Raw genomic sequence first — 14696 nt, 5'->3', positions numbered from 1 at the left:
GGAGGGAGAGGGGGGCAAAAAACCCCCCCCTCTCTTTTTTGTTCGGGGACGTTCCCCCCCAAGGGGGGGGGGGGGGGGGGGCCCCCCCCCCCCCCCCCCCGACCCGCAACGAATCCCTTGAATTACCGCGCTGCCCAGTATGTTCAGGCCCTATGCCAGAAGGAAGTCGTAGGTCACAGCGCCGGACATGCTCTCAGCGCTGTCGCCAGAAGGCATATCGGCGACGGAAGATGACGCTGTCCTGTCCCGAAGGAGAACGTAGGGAAGGCAGAACGGCGGTTAAAGATCGTGAGGCCTATCGGCGGCAGCAGCCATGGAGCGTCACGGACTCCACGTAAGTTTCCGAAGCTCGTTCGCCGGTTACCGAAAGTCATATTCGGTGCGGTCCGGCTCCGTCCTGCCAGCGGTAGAGGTCGCGCAGCAGGGAGATCTCGGCGCCGTGATGGATCAGCTCCCTGTTGACGTGCAGGACCCTGTTCTCCATGGGAAACCGCTCGGGACCCACCGTGGGCGGATTGTCCAGGTCAGCGTCCGAGAGCTCGCGGACCCCCGCGTTCCATCTCCCATACATCTCATCGAGCTGTTCCAGCGCCTCGTCAGCGGTCCCCGCGTAGGCGAATGTCTGGGAGTCGACGTCCTGGCCGCCGAAGTACCATCCGACCCGATAGCCCAGGCACGAGACGATGATGTGCGCCAGCCGCCAGGCAATCGTGGTCACCGGTGCCGGCACCGGGGCAGGAGACGCGGAGTCCATCGTCCATTCCCCCGAGCCTTCCAACATCGGTGCGGCCGACGTGCCACGTGGGCGGATGCTCCAGCAGCCGCGCACCGGCTCCCAGAAGTACTCCTCGTCAGTAAGACCGTCCAGCCGTGGCCGCAGGTTCTTGCGCCAGTACCAATCCAACTGCTCCGCGAGCCGCTCGCTTCTTGTCATTGCCGCACACTACAGACCCGTCGGGCAGAGTGATCGTCGCCGTCTGCGGCCATCCTCCACTGTCACAAACCCCGCAGACAGTCATCCCTAAATGGCACAGAAGTCAATCGATCGGCCTTCGCTGGCAATCGATCAACACCCACTGACACAGGTCAAACAGCATCCGAGCAAGGGATTGCCAGGCGATCGGTTCCGATATATCGTTGACGCATCGCGACAGATCAACGATGGAAGGAGCGTAACGATGCGTTCACATGGACACGAGCACGAGTTCGGACCTGGACGTGGGCACTGCGGGCCCGGTCATCAGGGGCGTGGCGACTTCGAGGGGCGACGGGCGGCCTTCGGGCAGTTCGGACCGCCGTTCGGGGGTGGACCCTTCGGGGGTGGGCGCGGCCGGGGTGGCGGCAGGGGAAGGGCGCGGCGTGGTGACGTACGCGCGTCGATCCTGGCGTTGCTGAAGGACCGGCCGATGCACGGCTACGAGATGATCCAGGAGATCGGCGAGCGCAGTGGCGGGGCCTGGCGGCCCAGCCCCGGCTCGGTCTACCCGACCCTTCAGCTGCTGGAGGACGAGGGGCTGATCGTCAGTGCGAGCGAGGGCGGCAAGAAGCTGTTCACGCTCACCGACACCGGCCGCACCGAGGCGGAGTCGGGGCCCGAGGCGCCCTGGGAGGAAGCCGGGCGTGGTGTCGACTGGGAGAGCGTCAACGAGATCCGGCAGGCCGGCTTCGGCCTGATGGAGGCGTTCGGCCAGGTCTGGAAGACCGGCTCGGCCGATCAGCGCCAGAAGGCTCTCACGGTCATCAACGACGCCCGTAAGAAGCTGTACCTGATCCTTGCCGACGAGCACTGAGCCCGTGGGCGTGGTGCCCGCGGATGTGGTGACAAGGGCCTCGCGGCCGAGCCGCGAGGCACTTCCCGTCGGCGGGGTGGAGTCAGGGGGCGATGAGTCCGCCCAGTTTGCGCAGTGATTCGACGAGCGCGGCCGTCGCCGAGTCCTTGAGCTTTCCCGCCATCAGGGAGACCGCGGCGCCGGTGAACTCCCCGTCGATGCGGACCGTGGTGGCGTCCCCGTCGGGGGTCAGTGAGTAGCGCATGGACAGGTTGACGCCCATCGGGCCCTTGCCCTTGGCGGCCAGCAGGCGCGCGGTCTCCAGTTCCGCCACCGTCCAGGTCACCTCGGCCGGGAAGCCCATGAGCTTCATGTTCTCCTCGTAGGTGGCCGCGAGTTCGAGTGTCGCCGGACCGCCCTTGGGGAAGCTGGTGTGAGTGGCGTTCCACTGGCCGTACGCGGTGAAGTCCGTCAGCTGGGCCCACACCTTCTCGGCCGGTGCTTCGATGCGCGCCTCTGCACTGACTTCGGCCATGCGACCACCCCTTCTCGGCGGGTTACGGTGTCGCGGAACGTAGCTGCAGTGACTGGAACATTCAATACTGATGAACCGTCAGATCTGTATGGCCGGTTCCTTACGCTCCCGCGCGCCAGATCAGGGCGTCGTCGAATCGGTCGAAGGCGCGCGGGTACGGACCGTCGTCGTGGCAGTGGAACGCGGCCCAGAAGAGGTCGGCGTGCAGTGCGTCGGCCGGTGCGTGGACCCGGTACACGTACTCCCGCCCGTCGAGTGCCGGCAGGGCGACCAACCAGGACACGTCCGCGGTCTCCCTTCCGGCTGTCGCATGGGGGTATGGCCTGTGGGACGTACGAGGGCGGCATCCGGTTGCTCAGGGAGCGCGTGGCAAGGCGGCGCGCGCCCTTTTCACCGATCGGATCCGGAAATGGCGAGATCTCATCCGCAAGGAGGAGAAACCGTTCGGGTGTGCCCAACTTGCGTGGGATGCCTAGATGAGTCCCTCCGGGGATGTATCGGCGCTGCGGGTCTGATGGGGTAAGAGGTGTGCAAAACCGGACGCCGCGGATTCCTCAACAGCCCGTACCGAACCGTGCCGAGCTCGACGCCAGACTCACGGTGGAGCTGGCCGCGGTGGTGACGGGCGCCCGCAGGCGTGCACTGCGCGACGGTGACCGGCAGATCGACACGGCGCATCTGCTGCACTCCCTCGTCGAATCGGACCCCGCGGTGCGGGCGGCCTTCGAGGGCGGCCCTCAACTGGCCAGAGTGCTCGGCTATCTCGTCCAGCGCAGTATCGGATACGGACTCCGCTGGCAGGGTTCGGTGGAGGACTCCGGCGCCGTTCCGGTCGTCCCGGACCTGGACTCCGCCGTGCGGGACTCAGGGGTGGAGGGCTGGTCGCCCTCGGCCGCTTCGGCAATGGCCGGAGCGCTTGAACGGGCGGAGAAGCGCGGCGATGCGCGGGCCGGAGGGCTCGATCTGCTCGCGGCACTGGCCATGGATCACGAGTGCCGGGCGGTCGAGGTGCTGGTGCGGGGCGGGATCGACGCGGATCGGCTCGCCGCCCGGATCGCGGATGCTTCCGATCAGGGCGTGTGGGAGGCCGGAGGCTGATCGTCCGGTGTGCGCCCGTCCCCCGGAGCTGATGCGGAAGGCTGCGGCGGAACCCCGTACCCGGCGGCGAACCTGTCAGGGGTCATCGGGATGACGCTACTGACCGCAGCTGTCATGATGGGCCGATGCACGCGTCTCAGGGGAGAAGCGCCAGCCTGGGACTAGCCCTGGCCTCGGCGTTCGCATTCGGCGGTTCAGGGGTGGCGGCCAAGCCGCTGATCGAGGCGGGGCTCGATCCGCTCCACGTGGTGTGGTTGCGGGTGGCGGGCGCGGCCCTGGTCATGCTGCCGGTGGCCTGGCGTCACCGGGGCCTGGTGCGCAGCCGGCCGGTCCTGCTGCTCGGCTTCGGGCTGCTCGCCGTCGCGGGTGTACAGGCCTGCTACTTCGCCGCGATCTCCCGGATCCCCGTCGGTGTCGCGCTGCTCGTCGAATACCTGGCGCCCGCGCTCGTTCTCGGCTGGGTCCGGTTCGTCCAGCGCAGGCCGGTCACCCGGCGGGCCGCGGTCGGCGTGGTGCTCGCCGTCGGAGGGCTGGCATGCGTGGTCGAGGTCTGGTCGGGGCTGAGCTTCGACGCGGTCGGACTGCTGCTCGCGCTTGGAGCCGCCGGTTGCCAGGTCGGCTACTTCGTCCTGTCGGACCAGGGGAGTGCGGACGGGGCGGACGGTGTCGAACCGCCGCATCCGGTCGGTGTCATCGCCTACGGGCTGCTGAGCGGTGCGGTCGTCCTCACGGTGGTCGCGCGGCCCTGGGGCATGGACTGGTCGGTCCTGGGTGGCAGCGCCGGCATGGACGGCACGGATGTTCCGGCCTGGCTGCTGCTCGTCTGGATCGTGCTGCTGGCGACCGTGATCGCCTACGTCACCGGGGTGATCTCGGTGCGGCTGCTCTCTCCCGCGGTGGCGGGCGTGGTCGCCTGTCTCGAGGCGGTCATCGCCACCGTGCTCGCCTGGGTGATGCTCGGCGAGCACCTGTCGGCTCCCCAGCTCATCGGCGGGGCCATGGTGCTGTTCGGTGCCTTCATCGCCCAGTCGTCGACACCGCGGACGCCCTCGGGTCCCGTCGCGTCGGGGCTCGCCGCGGGGGCTGCCGAAGGGCCGGACGCCGGCCGCGCAGCCGCCGAGGGGGAGCTGTCCGCCGGGCGTGCCGCGACGTGACGGCGACGGACGGCCGGGCCCGCGGGCAGGCATCGAGCGGTTCGTCGCGGTCCTGGGCGAGCCGGGGGCCGTGCCGGCCCGACCGCCGGGACGGCGGACCCGTTGCCCGGCTGTGGGCCCGAGCCTCGGCGTGCGTCAGAGTGCGGTGATGTAGTCCGGCACCCCGATCGCCGGGTCGAGGTCGTCCGAAGGGAGCGGCGTCCCGTATCCGCGGGCGAGCGGGACGACGCCCGCCCAGTGGGGAAGCGCGAGGTCGCGGGGGTCGTCGTTGGGGCCGCCCGTGCGGATCTTGGCGGACACCTCCCGCAGGTCCAGCCGGATCACCGCGGTCGCGGCCAGCTCCTTCTCGTCGGCGGGCCGTGAGTCGGCGGACCGGCCCGGCACCACGTGGTCGACGATGGCGTCGAGAGCGGTCCGCCGCTCCTGTGGGTCGGTGACCGTGTGTGCGACGCCGTGGACCACCACGGAGCGGTAGTTGATCGAGTGGTGGAAGGCGGAGCGGGCCAGCACCAGCCCGTCGACATGCGTCACCGTCAGGCACACCGGCAGTCCGGGGTCGGTGCGGCCTGCCTCGCGCAGGGGGCGGGAGCCCGTCGAGCCGTGCACGTAGAGCCGGTCGTCGATCCGGCCGAAGAGCGTCGGGAGGACGACGGGCGCGCCGTCACGGACGAAGCCGAGGTGGCAGACGTACGCCTCGTCGAGTATCGAGTGGACCACCTCCCGGTCGTATGCCGCCCGTTCGCGGGAACGGGTCGGGACGGTGCGCTCGGTCGGCTCGTATCCGGCTGGGGTGTCCGGGCCCGTGGTCTGCGGCGATGCGGTGTCCGACATTGCTTACTCCATTGCACTAGTGCATAATCTTGTTTGTGCTAGGAGAGTATCGGATTGTTGGGCGGCGCGCATCGGAAATTGCCGCCAGCGTGGAGAGCGGGGTCGGGTCCGGTGGGCTCGAACCCGGCCAAGTGCTGCCTCCCATGCGGGAGTTGGCCGATCGGCTGGGGGTGAATCCGAACACGGTGGCGGCCGCCTACCGCACGCTCCGCGAGCGCGGGGTGATCGAGACGGCCGGGCGCCGGGGCAGCAGGGTGCGGCCGCGTCCCGCGAGTACGGTGCGCGGATCGCTCGGGGTCGAGGCGCCGGCGGGCGTGCGGGACCTGGGGGCGGGCAACCCCGACCCGGACCTGCTGCCCGCGCTGGACGAAGCCTTCGCGGCGGTCGCGGCGGAGTACGCGCGGCAGCCCGGCATGTACGGACAGGCGCCGGTGGACCCGGAGTTCGCCGCGCTCGCCCGCGCCGCACTGGACGCCGACGGAGTGACGGCCGGACCCGTGGTGGCGACCTCCGGCTCGCTGGACGCGATCGAGCGCGTGCTGGTCGCGCACCTCAGGCCCGGTGACGCGGTGGCGGTCGAGGACCCGGGCTGGGGCAGCCTGCTGGATCTCGTACCGGCGCTGGGGCTGCGCCCCGTTCCCGTCGCGGTCGACGACGAGGGGCCGTTGCCCGACGCTGTCGAGCACGCGCTGAACGCCGGCGCCCGCGCGCTCGTGGTCACGGACCGCGCGCAGAATCCGACCGGCGCGGCGATCGGTGCCGGGCGCGCGTTCGAGCTGCGAGGCGTCCTCGCCGGACACCGCGATGTCCTGCTGATCGAGGACGACCACGGGCACGGCATCGTCGATCTGCCGCTCCACCCGTTGGCGGGTGCCACGGACCGTTGGACTTTCGTACGGTCCGTCGCCAAGGCGTACGGGCCGGACCTGCGGGTCGCCGTGCTGACCGGTGACCCGGTCACGGTCGACCGGGTGGCGGGGCGGCAGCGGCTGGGCCCCGGCTGGGTCAGCCGACTGCTGCAACGGGCCGTGGTGCACCTGTGGAGCTCGGATGCCGTCGACCCGGTCGAGGTGGCGCGGGCATACGCCGACCGGCGGGACGGCCTCGTGCGGGCGCTGGCGGAGCGGGGTGTGGCGGCCCACGGACGCAGCGGGATGAATGTGTGGGTGCCGGTCGGCGACGAGACCGGTGCCGTGGCCAGGCTGCTGCACTCCGGCTGGGCCGTGGCGCCCGGGGCGCGGTTCCGGATGACCGCGCCCCAGGGGATCCGGCTCACCGTCTCGTCGCTCGCCGAGGCCGACATCGGGCCACTGGCGGATGCGGTGGCGGCAGCGACGGGACCGGTGAAGCCGCTGAACTACGGGTGATCCCCGGTCCTGGCCCGGCCGCCGTAGGCCCGGCCGCTCCGGGCCCTGCTCTGGGTGAGAGCGGCGCCCGCCAGGATCACGAGGGCTCCCACCGGAGTGTTCCAGCTCAGCTGCTCGCCGAGCAGGACCACTCCGGCGGCGGTGGCGATGACCGGGATGAAGTAGGTGACCATCTGCGCGGTCGTCGGTCCGACCTCCTCCACCAGGCCGTACTGCATCAGGACCGCGAGGCCGGTACCGAGCGCCCCGAGGGCCACCACGGCCAGGGTCGGGAGCAGCGGGAATCCATCGGGAGCCGAGGTGAACAGCGGGGTCACCAGGGCGATCTGCACCGTGCCGAGGAAGAGCTGGCTGCCGGTGAGCGACAGCGTCGAAGAGCTGCTGCCCGCCAGCGTTCTGCGGACGTAGATCCAGCCGATCGGGTAGCTGAGGGAGGCGAGCAGGGCCATGGCCGTGCCGCTGAAGTCCAGCCCGGAGAAACCCTGCCAGGCGCCGAGCACGGTCAGCACGCCGAGAAAGCCGAGCCCGAGTCCGGCGACCCGGCGACGGGTCGGCCGGTCCTCGGAGAGTGCGACGAGCGACAGCGCCATGCCCCACAGGGGCGAGGTCGCGTTGCAGATGCCGGCCAGCGTCGAGGGAATGGTCAGCTCGGAATAGGCGAAGAGCGAGAACGGAAGCGCGTTCAGGAAGAACGCGGCGACGGCCAGGTGCCCCCATGTGCGGGCGCCGCGGGGCAGTCGCTCACGCCGGACCACCATCGCGACGGCCAGCACCGCCGTGCCGGACAGCAGACGGCCGAGGGTGACCTGGAACGGGGCGTACCCCTCGGTGCCGACCTTGATCAGGAGAAAGCTGAAGCCCCGGATGAGCGAGAGCGCCCCGAACCGGATCCGCCAGTCCAGCGCCGGGCGAGCGGCGGTTGCCGGAGCCGGGGCGGCCACCGGGACAGCCGTCGGGGCCGGGGCGGACGGCTCGGCGGGAGATGTGGTCTTCGGTGTGGCGGCGGGGCTCATGGGCTCAACGATGACGAAGCGGACCACGTAGAACAAGCGAGATTCTGTGCGAGGGTCTGCGTAGCATTGCTTACATGTTGAATCTGGAGCGCCTGCGCACCCTGGACGCACTGGCCCGGCACGGTTCCGTGAGCGGCGCCGCCGAGGGGCTGCATGTGACCACATCGGCGGTCTCCCAGCAGATGGCGAAGCTGGAGCGCGAGGTGGGGCAACGCCTCCTGGCCAAGAACGGGCGCGGGGTCCGGCTGACCGACGCCGGCAGGCTGCTCGCCGACCACGCGGCCCGGATCCTGTCCCAGGTCGAGCTGGCCCAGTCCGACATCGAGGCGCAGCGCGGCGAGGTGGTGGGCGAGATCCGGCTCTCCGCCTTTCCGACCGCGGCGCGCGGACTCTTCCCCGCGGCGCTCCACGCGCTGCGCAGGGACCACCCCGAACTGCGCGTGCGCACCCGGGAACTGGAGCCCGAGGACGGAATCCGTGCCGTGATCAGGGGCGACACCGACCTCGCGGTGGTGCTGGACTGGAGCAACAAGCGGCTGCCCGTGCCCGGTGGCCTGGCCAAGGTCGAACTCCTGGACGACGCACCGGACATCGCGATGCCGGCCGGCCACCGGCTCGCCGACCGGGCCGAGGTGGACCTGGAGGACTTCGCCGACGACGACTGGGTGTCCTGGCCCGAGGGCGAGTTCTGCTACGACTGGCTGATGTTCACCCTCCGCTCGAAGGGCATCGAACCGCGCATCGCGCACCTGGCGGGCGAGCACCACACCCAACTCGCCCTGATCGCCGCCGGGATGGGCGTCTGCGTGGCGCCCAGACTCGGCCGGGGGCCGGTACCGGACGGGGTGCGGCTCGTGCCCGTACGGCAGAAGATGCGACGCCATGTCCACGCCGTGTGGCGCACCGACGCGGACCGGCGTCCGTCGATCAGGGCGGCGGTGACGGCCCTGCGCGCGGCCGGTCAGGAGCTGGACGCGCCGTAGGCGCAGGTGGGGGTGGGGGTTCTCAGGTGAGGGAAGGCCCCGCGAGCTTCCGGAAGTCCCAGGAGGTGATGGCCTGTGGCGTCAGCCGCAGCCAGGCGTGACGGCCGTCGTGCGGCATGGTGTCCATGCCGAAGTACTTCGCCGCGAACAACCGTTCCGGCACACCGAGTTCGGGGCACGGCTCGCCGGTCCGGGGCGCCTCGCCGACCGGGACGGCCTCGCCGGAGAGCTCGATGCCGCGCAGATCCCCGTACTCCACCCCGTCGTCCACGACCACCGCGATCCTCGGGTCGTGGCGCAGCTGGGACCAGCGCAGGCTGCGCGTGATCGAGTACAGCCAGAGCGAGGTTCCGTCCCAGGTGAACCAGAGGGCGCCGATGTGCGGGCGGCCGTCCTCGGCCACGGTGGCCACCCGGCAGGTGCGCTGCTCGGTGAGATAGGTGTCGCGTTCGGCGTCCGTCATCATGATCCGACGGCCCCGTCGCTGAGTGGCGGTCATGGGGGCGCCTCCTCCCAGTTGCTGACTACGTGTCAGAGATCATGGGGCCTCTTCCTTCATCAAGCAATGGCGGTTACCCTCGCGCGCCCGTTCCGCCGCAGAGAGGGCCAGCCGTGCCGTCGAAGAATCAGCTCGCCGAGCAGCTCGATCCGGCCACCACCGTGCTTCTGACGGTCGAATGCCAGCAGGGGGTCGTGGGCCCGGGTAGCGCACTGCCCGAACTGGCCGACGAGGCCCGGTCGTCCGGCGCCCTGCACCGTGTCGCCCGGCTGGTCGCGGCCGCCCACGAGGCCGGGGTCCAGGTGCTGCACGCGGTGGCCGAACGCCGCCCCGACGGACGGGGCGCCAACAGCAACGCCCGGCTCTTCCGGGCCGCCGGCCGATTGCCCGTGCAGCAGCACTCCGGCACCACCGCGGTACGGATCGCCGCGCCGATCGAAGTGGCCGCCGAGGACCTCGTCGTGCGCAGGCTGCACGGCCTCTCGCCCATCGCCGGCACCGATGTGGACGCGCTGCTGCGCAACCTCGGCTGCCGGACACTCGTCGTCACCGGGGTCTCGGCCAATGTCGCCATCCCCAACGCCGTGTTCGACGCGGTGAATCTCGGCTACACGGCCGTGGTGCCGTCCGATGCCATCGCGGGGGTGCCGGCCGACTACACCCCCGCGATGATCCGCAACACGCTCGCCCTCGTCGCCACCATCACGAACACGGACGACGTACTGGGCTGCTGGCTGAGCCGGACCTCCGTCAGGAGCTCTTCCTGAGGCCTGATCCGGAGGACCCGCCCGCCCCGCGGCGTGGCGCCCGGACACCGACCCCCTGCCGGTGGAGGCGGGACGCCCTGGAGGCCCCCTCCGCCGGAAGCGGTCAGTCCGTCGCGGCGCGTCCGGCCGCGGCCAGGATCGGCTCGACGGCGGTGTCGTAGATCGTCTTCTGGCTCACGCGGGCCTCGTACTGCTCTTCGTCGCCTGCTGCCTGGTCCACCTCGGGCACCGTCCGGCGACGTCGTACACGGCACCGCCCCGGAACTCCGGCGGCAGCTTCGCCGTGATCCCGGCCGCCGCCGCCATCGCCGCGTACTCCTCCCTCGGTTTCGACGCGGTCAGGGCTTGAGTGTGATCGAGCCGCCCGTGACCGCGATCTTCCTGGCGGGCAGCGGCTCGGTGGCGGGTCCGTGCGCCACGGCGCCGGTCGAGGCGTCGAACCTGCTGCTGTGGCAAGGGCAGTTGATGGTGCCGTCCGAGACGCTCGACACCGTGCACCCCTGGTGGGTGCACTTCGACGAGAACGCCTTGAACTCTCCGGCCTTCGGCTGCGTCACCACGACGCCCCGGTCGGCGAAGACCTTTCCGCCGCCCTCGGGGATGTCGGCCGTCCTCGCCAGTGCGGCGTCGCTGCCGTCCGTTCCGGTGCCGGCCGGTTCGACCGCATCCGAACCGCCCGAGTCCTTCTGGTTTCCGCAGGCGGTGAGTACGGCCGCCACCGAAGCGGCCCCGGCCGCGACGACAACGGCCCGCCGCCCGGGACGTCCCTCGTGGTTCCGCGATGTGCTCATACCGGCTTTCCCTTCCGCAGTGTTCAGGACTTCCGTCTCGCCCAGGGGTACGCGCGGGGGGACCCCCGTGTTCAACGCCCGGGGACTCCTCCGGGAAGTCCCGCGGCCGGCGGCTCGGCGGTGAACCGCGGCAGGTGGACGACGACCACACGCTCATCGGCAGATCCGTGCACCGGCATGAGTGGTCGAGCGGATTGTCAGAGGCGTCTGCGAGGCTGAGCGGTATGACACCGAGGAACTTCGACGACATCGAGCAGGCCATTCGACGCGGTTGGGGCGCGGACACCACGACGCCGGATCACCGTCCGAACTGGACCTCGGACAATCCGGCGCGCGACCAGTGCGGCGTCACCGCCCTGGTGGTGCATGACCTTCTGGGCGGTGATCTGATCCGTGGCGAGGTCCATGTCAACGGCGAGCGAGTGGACTACCACTGGTGGAACCGGCTGGGCATGGGGGTCGAGGTCGATCTCACCCGCGAGCAGTTCGGCCCGGAAGAGATCGTCGTCGGCGGGGATGTGATCGAACGGCCTGCGGAGATCGTGCGACTCCGTGAGGAGTACGAGCTTCTCCGCGGCAGAGTCGTGGCGGCGCTGTGTTCGTAGGCGTTACCTCTCCGCGGTGTCCCGTGCGGTGGTGACGCGGGGCCGGGGAGCCGTCGCGTCGTTCGCGCGGAAGACCGGTAGCCCCTCGCGCAAGCGGTCGAAGAGGAGCGGCCGGTCCAACTGCTCCTCGTCCTCGTCCTCCTCGTTGCCGAACGCCTCGCCCACCAGCAGTCCGCGCAGCCGCTCCCGCACCCCGTCGCCGTAGGCCTGCTGGTAGTCGTCCAGGTCGAAGTGGGTCTCCGCCTCCACCGCGGCGATCGTGCAGTGTTCGTCCTCGATGACCAGCCGGGCGCGGATGGTGGCCGCCTGGAGGGTGTGGTCGTTGTAGTAGCCGTGGACCACCTCGGCCTCGATGTCGCCGCCGACGGACATCTCGCCGCCGGTGCGCACCGCGCGGGCCGTCACATCACCGCCGACCGCGACGACGGAGTCCGGGCCGCAATCGGACAGACAGCCTTCGACGGTCAACGAGCCGGTGACCACGAACGGAGCCATCACGTCCAGATGCCCCTGCACCACGAGATCCCCGTGGTGGAAGAACGGTGCGTCCATCAGCCGCTCCCGTCCGGAATCCCGGCGGCCCGGCAGGCTTCGGACACGGCGACCCGCTTCGCCCCGGCGACCCGGCGGGCGACGGCCATGTCGATGGGCAACGGCCCGTCGGCCACTTGGTGGGATCCGGCACGGGCCGACGCGTCTCTGCTCACCGAATCGCTCATGGCGGGATTCTATGAACGACCACTGACAACCCGTCCCGAGGACGAGGACGAGGACGAGGACCTGGCCGGGGCCGGTCGCCGGCGTGCGGACCGAGGGGTTCAGGCCCCGGAACCGGCGGGGGAGCCGTCGGAGCCGGACCCCGCGCGTGCGTCGGTGCGACCGGCGTCGAGCGCGGCGCCGTGCCCGTTGAGCGTGCCGCTCGCCAGGCCGAGTTCGCGTTCGGCCGTGCTGACGGCCATACGCGTGACGACCTCGGGGCGGTCTCCGGTTTCGGTGTTGGCGTGTGCGCCGAGGCCGTCGATGACGACCAGGATCTGAACCGTCGTCACATACGGGTCGGTGGTGTGGAATTCGCCGCAGTCGACGCCGTCCCGGACGAGGGCCTCCAGATGGCCCCGCCACAGGGCTTCCTGGTGGCCGACCCGGTCGCGCAGGACGGGGCGGTAGCGGCTGAGGTGCCGGGCGTTGATCCACAGCCGGCTGATGTCGTCGTACGCGGCGCCCGTCGCGAGCGCGAAGAAAAGCGCGCGAGGTGGTCCGTGGGTGTTCCCGCTGCCCGGTCCGTCGGCAGCAGGGCGTTCAGTTCGGCACCGGCCGCGGTGCCGAAGGCCTCGGCCACCAGGTCCTCGACCGCGGGGAAGTAGTGGCCGATGAGACCGGGGCGGACACCGAGCTGTTCGGCGACCCGGCGCAGGGTGATGCACTCCAGCCCCTCGGCCAGGGCGATGGCCGCCGCCGCGTCGACGATTTCCGCACGTCGGTCCGACGGGGACTTCCGGATCCGCTTCCGCTGCATGCTTGACGACATACCGGCGACATTATTGAGTGTTCGCCCAATCAGCAATCGGTGGGCCGAGCCTCCCGCGAAGCCCCCGAAGCCGCCCCCGAAGCCGCCCCCGAAGCCGCCGCCGGAACTGCCGATCGCGCCGGGACCCGGACTCTAGCGTCGACTCCTGTAAGCAATGACCGACGCCATGGAGGACAGGGATGAACAACAGCATTCGTACGGCGGCCGCTGCCGCGGCTCTCGTTGCCGGTCTCGTCACGGTCGGCGGCACCACCAGCGCCGCTGCCGCCGAGCGCCCGGAGCGGATCACCACCCAGGAGCAGCTCGCGAGGAGCATCGCGCAGGCGGTCGCCGCCGAGCAGCAGAAGGGTGCCGTCACCGATGGAGTCATTGGTGGCATGGTCCTCAACTCGACTGTCCCGCGTTCCTGCTGACGAATAGGAGGTGAGCACCGTGGACAGCACTGCGGACCTTGCCCGGGACGGGCAGGAGAGCCCCCTCAGATGGTGCCCGAGCGGTGATGCCAGCCGCCCGGAGACCGTTGTCCTCGGCGTACGGTCCGGGGAGCACGATCAGGTCGTCTACCTGGCCGAACCCGTACCCGCCGCCGAAGTTCTCGGTAGCATTCCGGAGGGGATCGCCCCCAACCGGGTGCTCCGGTTCGCGTCGCACTGCGTATCGGACTGCGCGAACCGGGTCGGCGAGGCCTGCGGGCTGATCGAACGGATCACGACCGTACCGGCCGAGCCCGGACCGGTCGCCGTGCCACGGTGCCACCTCCGCCCGCACTGCAAGTGGTGGAACCAGGTCGGTGTCGAGGCCTGCCACCACTGCCCCGCCCTGACGACACTGGAATCCCGCGACGACGAACTCGCCGTTCTCGTCGCGGACCCGGCGACCACCCGTGAACAGCTGGAAAGCTGGATCGCCGCCGAACAGTGAGCGGAGACCGTTCACGGATTCGGTCACGGACCGGACCGAGAACACGAGAGAAGGGATGTCGTGGACAACTGGATACGGTGCTTCCGCCCGGCCCCCGACGCCGGAGCGCAGTTGCTGTGCTTCCCGCACGCAGGTGGTTCGGCCAGTGGCTATCACTCGCTGACGACCGAGGTCGGGGGGAGGGCTGAAGCGCTGGTCGTGCAGTACCCCGGGCGGCACGACCGCATGGCCGAGCCGTTCGCCGAACGGCTCGGCGATGTCGTGGACGCGGTGCTGGCCTCACTCCCCGCGAGCGGGGGCCGGCCGCTGGTCCTGTTCGGCCACAGCATGGGCGCGCTCCTGGCGTTCGAGACCGCGCGGCGGCTCGCAGCCGAGGGGCGGGAGCCCGCGGCGCTGTTCGTCTCGGGCAGCGAGGGCCCGGCGTTGCCGCGGACCGCGCGGCTGCCCGACCCGCCCAGCGACGAGGACCTGATCGGGGAGTTGCGGCTGCTGTCCGGCACGGACGACGAACTGCTGACCCATCCGGAGATCCTCCAGCTCGCGCTGCCACCGCTGCGCGCCGACTACGCCATGCTGTTCTCCCGCATCCATGTACCCGGGCCGCCGTTGCGCTGCCCGGTCGTCGCGCTGACCGGTGACAGCGACCCCCGGGTCTCCGCCGAGGGCGTACAGGCATGGGAACAGGAGACCGAAGGTCCCTTCGAGCGGCATGTACTGTCCGGCGGCCACTTCTTCCTGGGCGACCACCTGACGTTCGTCGCGGATCTCATCGCCGCGCGCGTGCCCGGTCGATCGGCCCGTACGTTCGCCTGACACCACGCACCGCACAGGGCTT

20 protein-coding genes and 1 pseudogene are annotated in these 14696 nt (G+C 70.6%); 10 read left to right on the top strand and 11 right to left on the bottom strand.

Annotated features, from left to right (window positions below):
- Positions 1 to 370: 370 nt before the first annotated feature.
- Positions 371 to 934: a DinB family protein gene (locus tag ACFVX4_RS34455; protein WP_389985207.1), complete on the bottom strand. Its 564-nt coding sequence runs from the start codon at positions 932 to 934 to the stop codon at positions 371 to 373.
- 244 nt (positions 935 to 1178) lie between these two features.
- Between ACFVX4_RS34455 and ACFVX4_RS34450 the strand changes: the two genes are divergently transcribed.
- Positions 1179 to 1790, top strand: coding sequence for a PadR family transcriptional regulator (locus ACFVX4_RS34450; RefSeq protein WP_389985203.1), 612 nt, complete (start codon positions 1179 to 1181; stop codon positions 1788 to 1790).
- Positions 1791 to 1872: 82 nt separating this feature from the next.
- Here ACFVX4_RS34450 and ACFVX4_RS34445 read toward each other — a convergent pair whose 3' ends face one another.
- Complete coding sequence (locus ACFVX4_RS34445; RefSeq protein ID WP_389985200.1) at positions 1873 to 2304, bottom strand: SRPBCC family protein; 432 nt, start codon at positions 2302 to 2304, stop codon at positions 1873 to 1875.
- Between the two features lie 100 nt (positions 2305 to 2404).
- Entirely contained in the window at positions 2405 to 2587 is a 183-nt protein-coding gene (locus ACFVX4_RS34440) for a hypothetical protein (RefSeq protein ID WP_389985197.1), read from the bottom strand.
- Between the two features lie 245 nt (positions 2588 to 2832).
- On the opposite strand from ACFVX4_RS34440, the gene ACFVX4_RS34435 reads away from it, so the two are divergent.
- On the top strand, positions 2833 to 3402 hold the full coding sequence (locus tag ACFVX4_RS34435) for a Clp protease N-terminal domain-containing protein (protein ID WP_389985194.1): 570 nt from the start codon (positions 2833 to 2835) through the stop codon (positions 3400 to 3402).
- Positions 3403 to 3527: 125 nt separating this feature from the next.
- Complete coding sequence (locus ACFVX4_RS34430; RefSeq protein ID WP_389985192.1) at positions 3528 to 4556, top strand: DMT family transporter; 1029 nt, start codon at positions 3528 to 3530, stop codon at positions 4554 to 4556.
- Between the two features lie 135 nt (positions 4557 to 4691).
- On the opposite strand, the gene ACFVX4_RS34425 is transcribed toward ACFVX4_RS34430, so the two are convergent.
- The gene (locus ACFVX4_RS34425; protein ID WP_389985190.1) at positions 4692 to 5387 is read right to left on the bottom strand and encodes a pyridoxamine 5'-phosphate oxidase family protein; all 696 of its coding nucleotides are present in this window, start codon (positions 5385 to 5387) and stop codon (positions 4692 to 4694) included.
- Between the two features lie 35 nt (positions 5388 to 5422).
- Here ACFVX4_RS34425 and ACFVX4_RS34420 point away from each other — a divergent pair, with 35 nt between their 5' ends.
- Entirely contained in the window at positions 5423 to 6754 is a 1332-nt protein-coding gene (locus tag ACFVX4_RS34420; RefSeq protein WP_389985188.1) for an aminotransferase class I/II-fold pyridoxal phosphate-dependent enzyme, read from the top strand.
- Here ACFVX4_RS34420 and ACFVX4_RS34415 read toward each other — a convergent pair.
- Positions 6745 to 7767: a DMT family transporter gene (locus tag ACFVX4_RS34415; RefSeq protein WP_389985186.1), complete on the bottom strand. Its 1023-nt coding sequence runs from the start codon at positions 7765 to 7767 to the stop codon at positions 6745 to 6747. The genes ACFVX4_RS34420 and ACFVX4_RS34415 overlap by 10 nt on opposite strands.
- A 74-nt stretch (positions 7768 to 7841) precedes the next feature.
- Here ACFVX4_RS34415 and ACFVX4_RS34410 point away from each other — a divergent pair, with 74 nt between their 5' ends.
- Positions 7842 to 8750: a LysR family transcriptional regulator gene (locus tag ACFVX4_RS34410; RefSeq protein ID WP_389985183.1), complete on the top strand. Its 909-nt coding sequence runs from the start codon at positions 7842 to 7844 to the stop codon at positions 8748 to 8750.
- A 22-nt stretch (positions 8751 to 8772) separates the two neighbouring features.
- On the opposite strand, the gene ACFVX4_RS34405 is transcribed toward ACFVX4_RS34410, so the two are convergent.
- Positions 8773 to 9249, bottom strand: coding sequence for a pyridoxamine 5'-phosphate oxidase family protein (locus tag ACFVX4_RS34405; protein WP_389985180.1), 477 nt, complete (start codon positions 9247 to 9249; stop codon positions 8773 to 8775).
- Positions 9250 to 9362: 113 nt separating this feature from the next.
- Between ACFVX4_RS34405 and ACFVX4_RS34400 the strand changes: the two genes are divergently transcribed.
- A complete protein-coding gene (locus ACFVX4_RS34400) occupies positions 9363 to 10016 on the top strand; it encodes a cysteine hydrolase (protein ID WP_389985177.1) in 654 nt (217 codons plus the stop codon).
- A gap of 338 nt (positions 10017 to 10354) precedes the next feature.
- On the opposite strand, the gene ACFVX4_RS34395 is transcribed toward ACFVX4_RS34400, so the two are convergent.
- Positions 10355 to 10807 carry a Rieske (2Fe-2S) protein gene (locus tag ACFVX4_RS34395; RefSeq protein WP_389985174.1) on the bottom strand — a complete coding sequence of 151 codons (453 nt, stop codon included), beginning with the start codon at positions 10805 to 10807 and terminating at the stop codon, positions 10355 to 10357.
- Positions 10808 to 11031: 224 nt separating this feature from the next.
- Here ACFVX4_RS34395 and ACFVX4_RS34390 point away from each other — a divergent pair, with 224 nt between their 5' ends.
- The gene (locus ACFVX4_RS34390; protein ID WP_389985210.1) at positions 11032 to 11412 is read left to right on the top strand and encodes a hypothetical protein; all 381 of its coding nucleotides are present in this window, start codon (positions 11032 to 11034) and stop codon (positions 11410 to 11412) included.
- A 3-nt stretch (positions 11413 to 11415) separates the two neighbouring features.
- Here ACFVX4_RS34390 and ACFVX4_RS34385 read toward each other — a convergent pair whose 3' ends face one another.
- The 4 genes and pseudogenes from ACFVX4_RS34385 to ACFVX4_RS34370 all read right to left on the bottom strand — a co-directional run.
- Complete coding sequence (locus ACFVX4_RS34385; protein WP_389985172.1) at positions 11416 to 11964, bottom strand: hypothetical protein; 549 nt, start codon at positions 11962 to 11964, stop codon at positions 11416 to 11418.
- Positions 11964 to 12131, bottom strand: coding sequence for a hypothetical protein (locus ACFVX4_RS34380; RefSeq protein ID WP_389985169.1), 168 nt, complete (start codon positions 12129 to 12131; stop codon positions 11964 to 11966). The genes ACFVX4_RS34385 and ACFVX4_RS34380 overlap by 1 nt, the downstream gene beginning before the upstream one ends.
- Before the next feature lie 99 nt (positions 12132 to 12230).
- Positions 12231 to 12836, bottom strand: a complete 606-nt coding sequence (locus tag ACFVX4_RS34375) for a TetR family transcriptional regulator C-terminal domain-containing protein (RefSeq protein WP_389985166.1) — start codon at positions 12834 to 12836, stop codon at positions 12231 to 12233.
- Positions 12800 to 12928 (bottom strand): annotated as a pseudogene (locus ACFVX4_RS34370) (TetR family transcriptional regulator); the annotation flags it as partial. The pseudogene ACFVX4_RS34370 and the gene ACFVX4_RS34375, both read right to left, overlap by 37 nt.
- A gap of 191 nt (positions 12929 to 13119) precedes the next feature.
- Between ACFVX4_RS34370 and ACFVX4_RS34365 the strand changes: the two are divergent.
- The 3 genes from ACFVX4_RS34365 to ACFVX4_RS34355 are packed head-to-tail and all read left to right on the top strand — an operon-like array spanning position 13120 to position 14674.
- A complete protein-coding gene (locus ACFVX4_RS34365; RefSeq protein WP_389985163.1) occupies positions 13120 to 13353 on the top strand; it encodes a hypothetical protein in 234 nt (77 codons plus the stop codon).
- Positions 13354 to 13372: 19 nt separating this feature from the next.
- Positions 13373 to 13861: a hypothetical protein gene (locus ACFVX4_RS34360; RefSeq protein ID WP_389985161.1), complete on the top strand. Its 489-nt coding sequence runs from the start codon at positions 13373 to 13375 to the stop codon at positions 13859 to 13861.
- Positions 13862 to 13921: 60 nt separating this feature from the next.
- Positions 13922 to 14674 carry a thioesterase II family protein gene (locus ACFVX4_RS34355; RefSeq protein ID WP_389985158.1) on the top strand — a complete coding sequence of 251 codons (753 nt, stop codon included), beginning with the start codon at positions 13922 to 13924 and terminating at the stop codon, positions 14672 to 14674.
- The last annotated feature ends 22 nt before the right edge of the window (positions 14675 to 14696 follow it).

The organism is Streptomyces sp. NPDC058240 (assembly GCF_042882135.1).
In the GTDB taxonomy this organism is placed as follows: Bacteria; Actinomycetota; Actinomycetes; order Streptomycetales; family Streptomycetaceae; genus Streptomyces.
Note: the sequence above shows the minus strand (reverse complement) of the source record. Positions and strands in the feature narration are given on the sequence as shown.

What these genes read in the sequence shown, in the direction of transcription:
- ACFVX4_RS34455 (WP_389985207.1), bottom strand. Translation starts at nt 934, where the DNA reads ATGACAAGAAGCGAGCGGCTCGCGGAGCAGTTGGATTGGTACTGGCGC.
- ACFVX4_RS34450 (WP_389985203.1), top strand. Translation starts at nt 1,179, where the DNA reads ATGCGTTCACATGGACACGAGCACGAGTTCGGACCTGGACGTGGGCAC.
- ACFVX4_RS34445 (WP_389985200.1), bottom strand. Translation starts at nt 2,304, where the DNA reads ATGGCCGAAGTCAGTGCAGAGGCGCGCATCGAAGCACCGGCCGAGAAG.
- ACFVX4_RS34430 (WP_389985192.1), top strand. Translation starts at nt 3,528, where the DNA reads ATGCACGCGTCTCAGGGGAGAAGCGCCAGCCTGGGACTAGCCCTGGCC.
- ACFVX4_RS34425 (WP_389985190.1), bottom strand. Translation starts at nt 5,387, where the DNA reads ATGTCGGACACCGCATCGCCGCAGACCACGGGCCCGGACACCCCAGCC.
- ACFVX4_RS34415 (WP_389985186.1), bottom strand. Translation starts at nt 7,767, where the DNA reads ATGAGCCCCGCCGCCACACCGAAGACCACATCTCCCGCCGAGCCGTCC.
- ACFVX4_RS34410 (WP_389985183.1), top strand. Translation starts at nt 7,842, where the DNA reads ATGTTGAATCTGGAGCGCCTGCGCACCCTGGACGCACTGGCCCGGCAC.
- ACFVX4_RS34405 (WP_389985180.1), bottom strand. Translation starts at nt 9,249, where the DNA reads ATGACCGCCACTCAGCGACGGGGCCGTCGGATCATGATGACGGACGCC.
- ACFVX4_RS34395 (WP_389985174.1), bottom strand. Translation starts at nt 10,807, where the DNA reads ATGAGCACATCGCGGAACCACGAGGGACGTCCCGGGCGGCGGGCCGTT.
- ACFVX4_RS34390 (WP_389985210.1), top strand. Translation starts at nt 11,032, where the DNA reads ATGACACCGAGGAACTTCGACGACATCGAGCAGGCCATTCGACGCGGT.
- ACFVX4_RS34385 (WP_389985172.1), bottom strand. Translation starts at nt 11,964, where the DNA reads ATGGACGCACCGTTCTTCCACCACGGGGATCTCGTGGTGCAGGGGCAT.
- ACFVX4_RS34380 (WP_389985169.1), bottom strand. Translation starts at nt 12,131, where the DNA reads ATGAGCGATTCGGTGAGCAGAGACGCGTCGGCCCGTGCCGGATCCCAC.
- ACFVX4_RS34365 (WP_389985163.1), top strand. Translation starts at nt 13,120, where the DNA reads ATGAACAACAGCATTCGTACGGCGGCCGCTGCCGCGGCTCTCGTTGCC.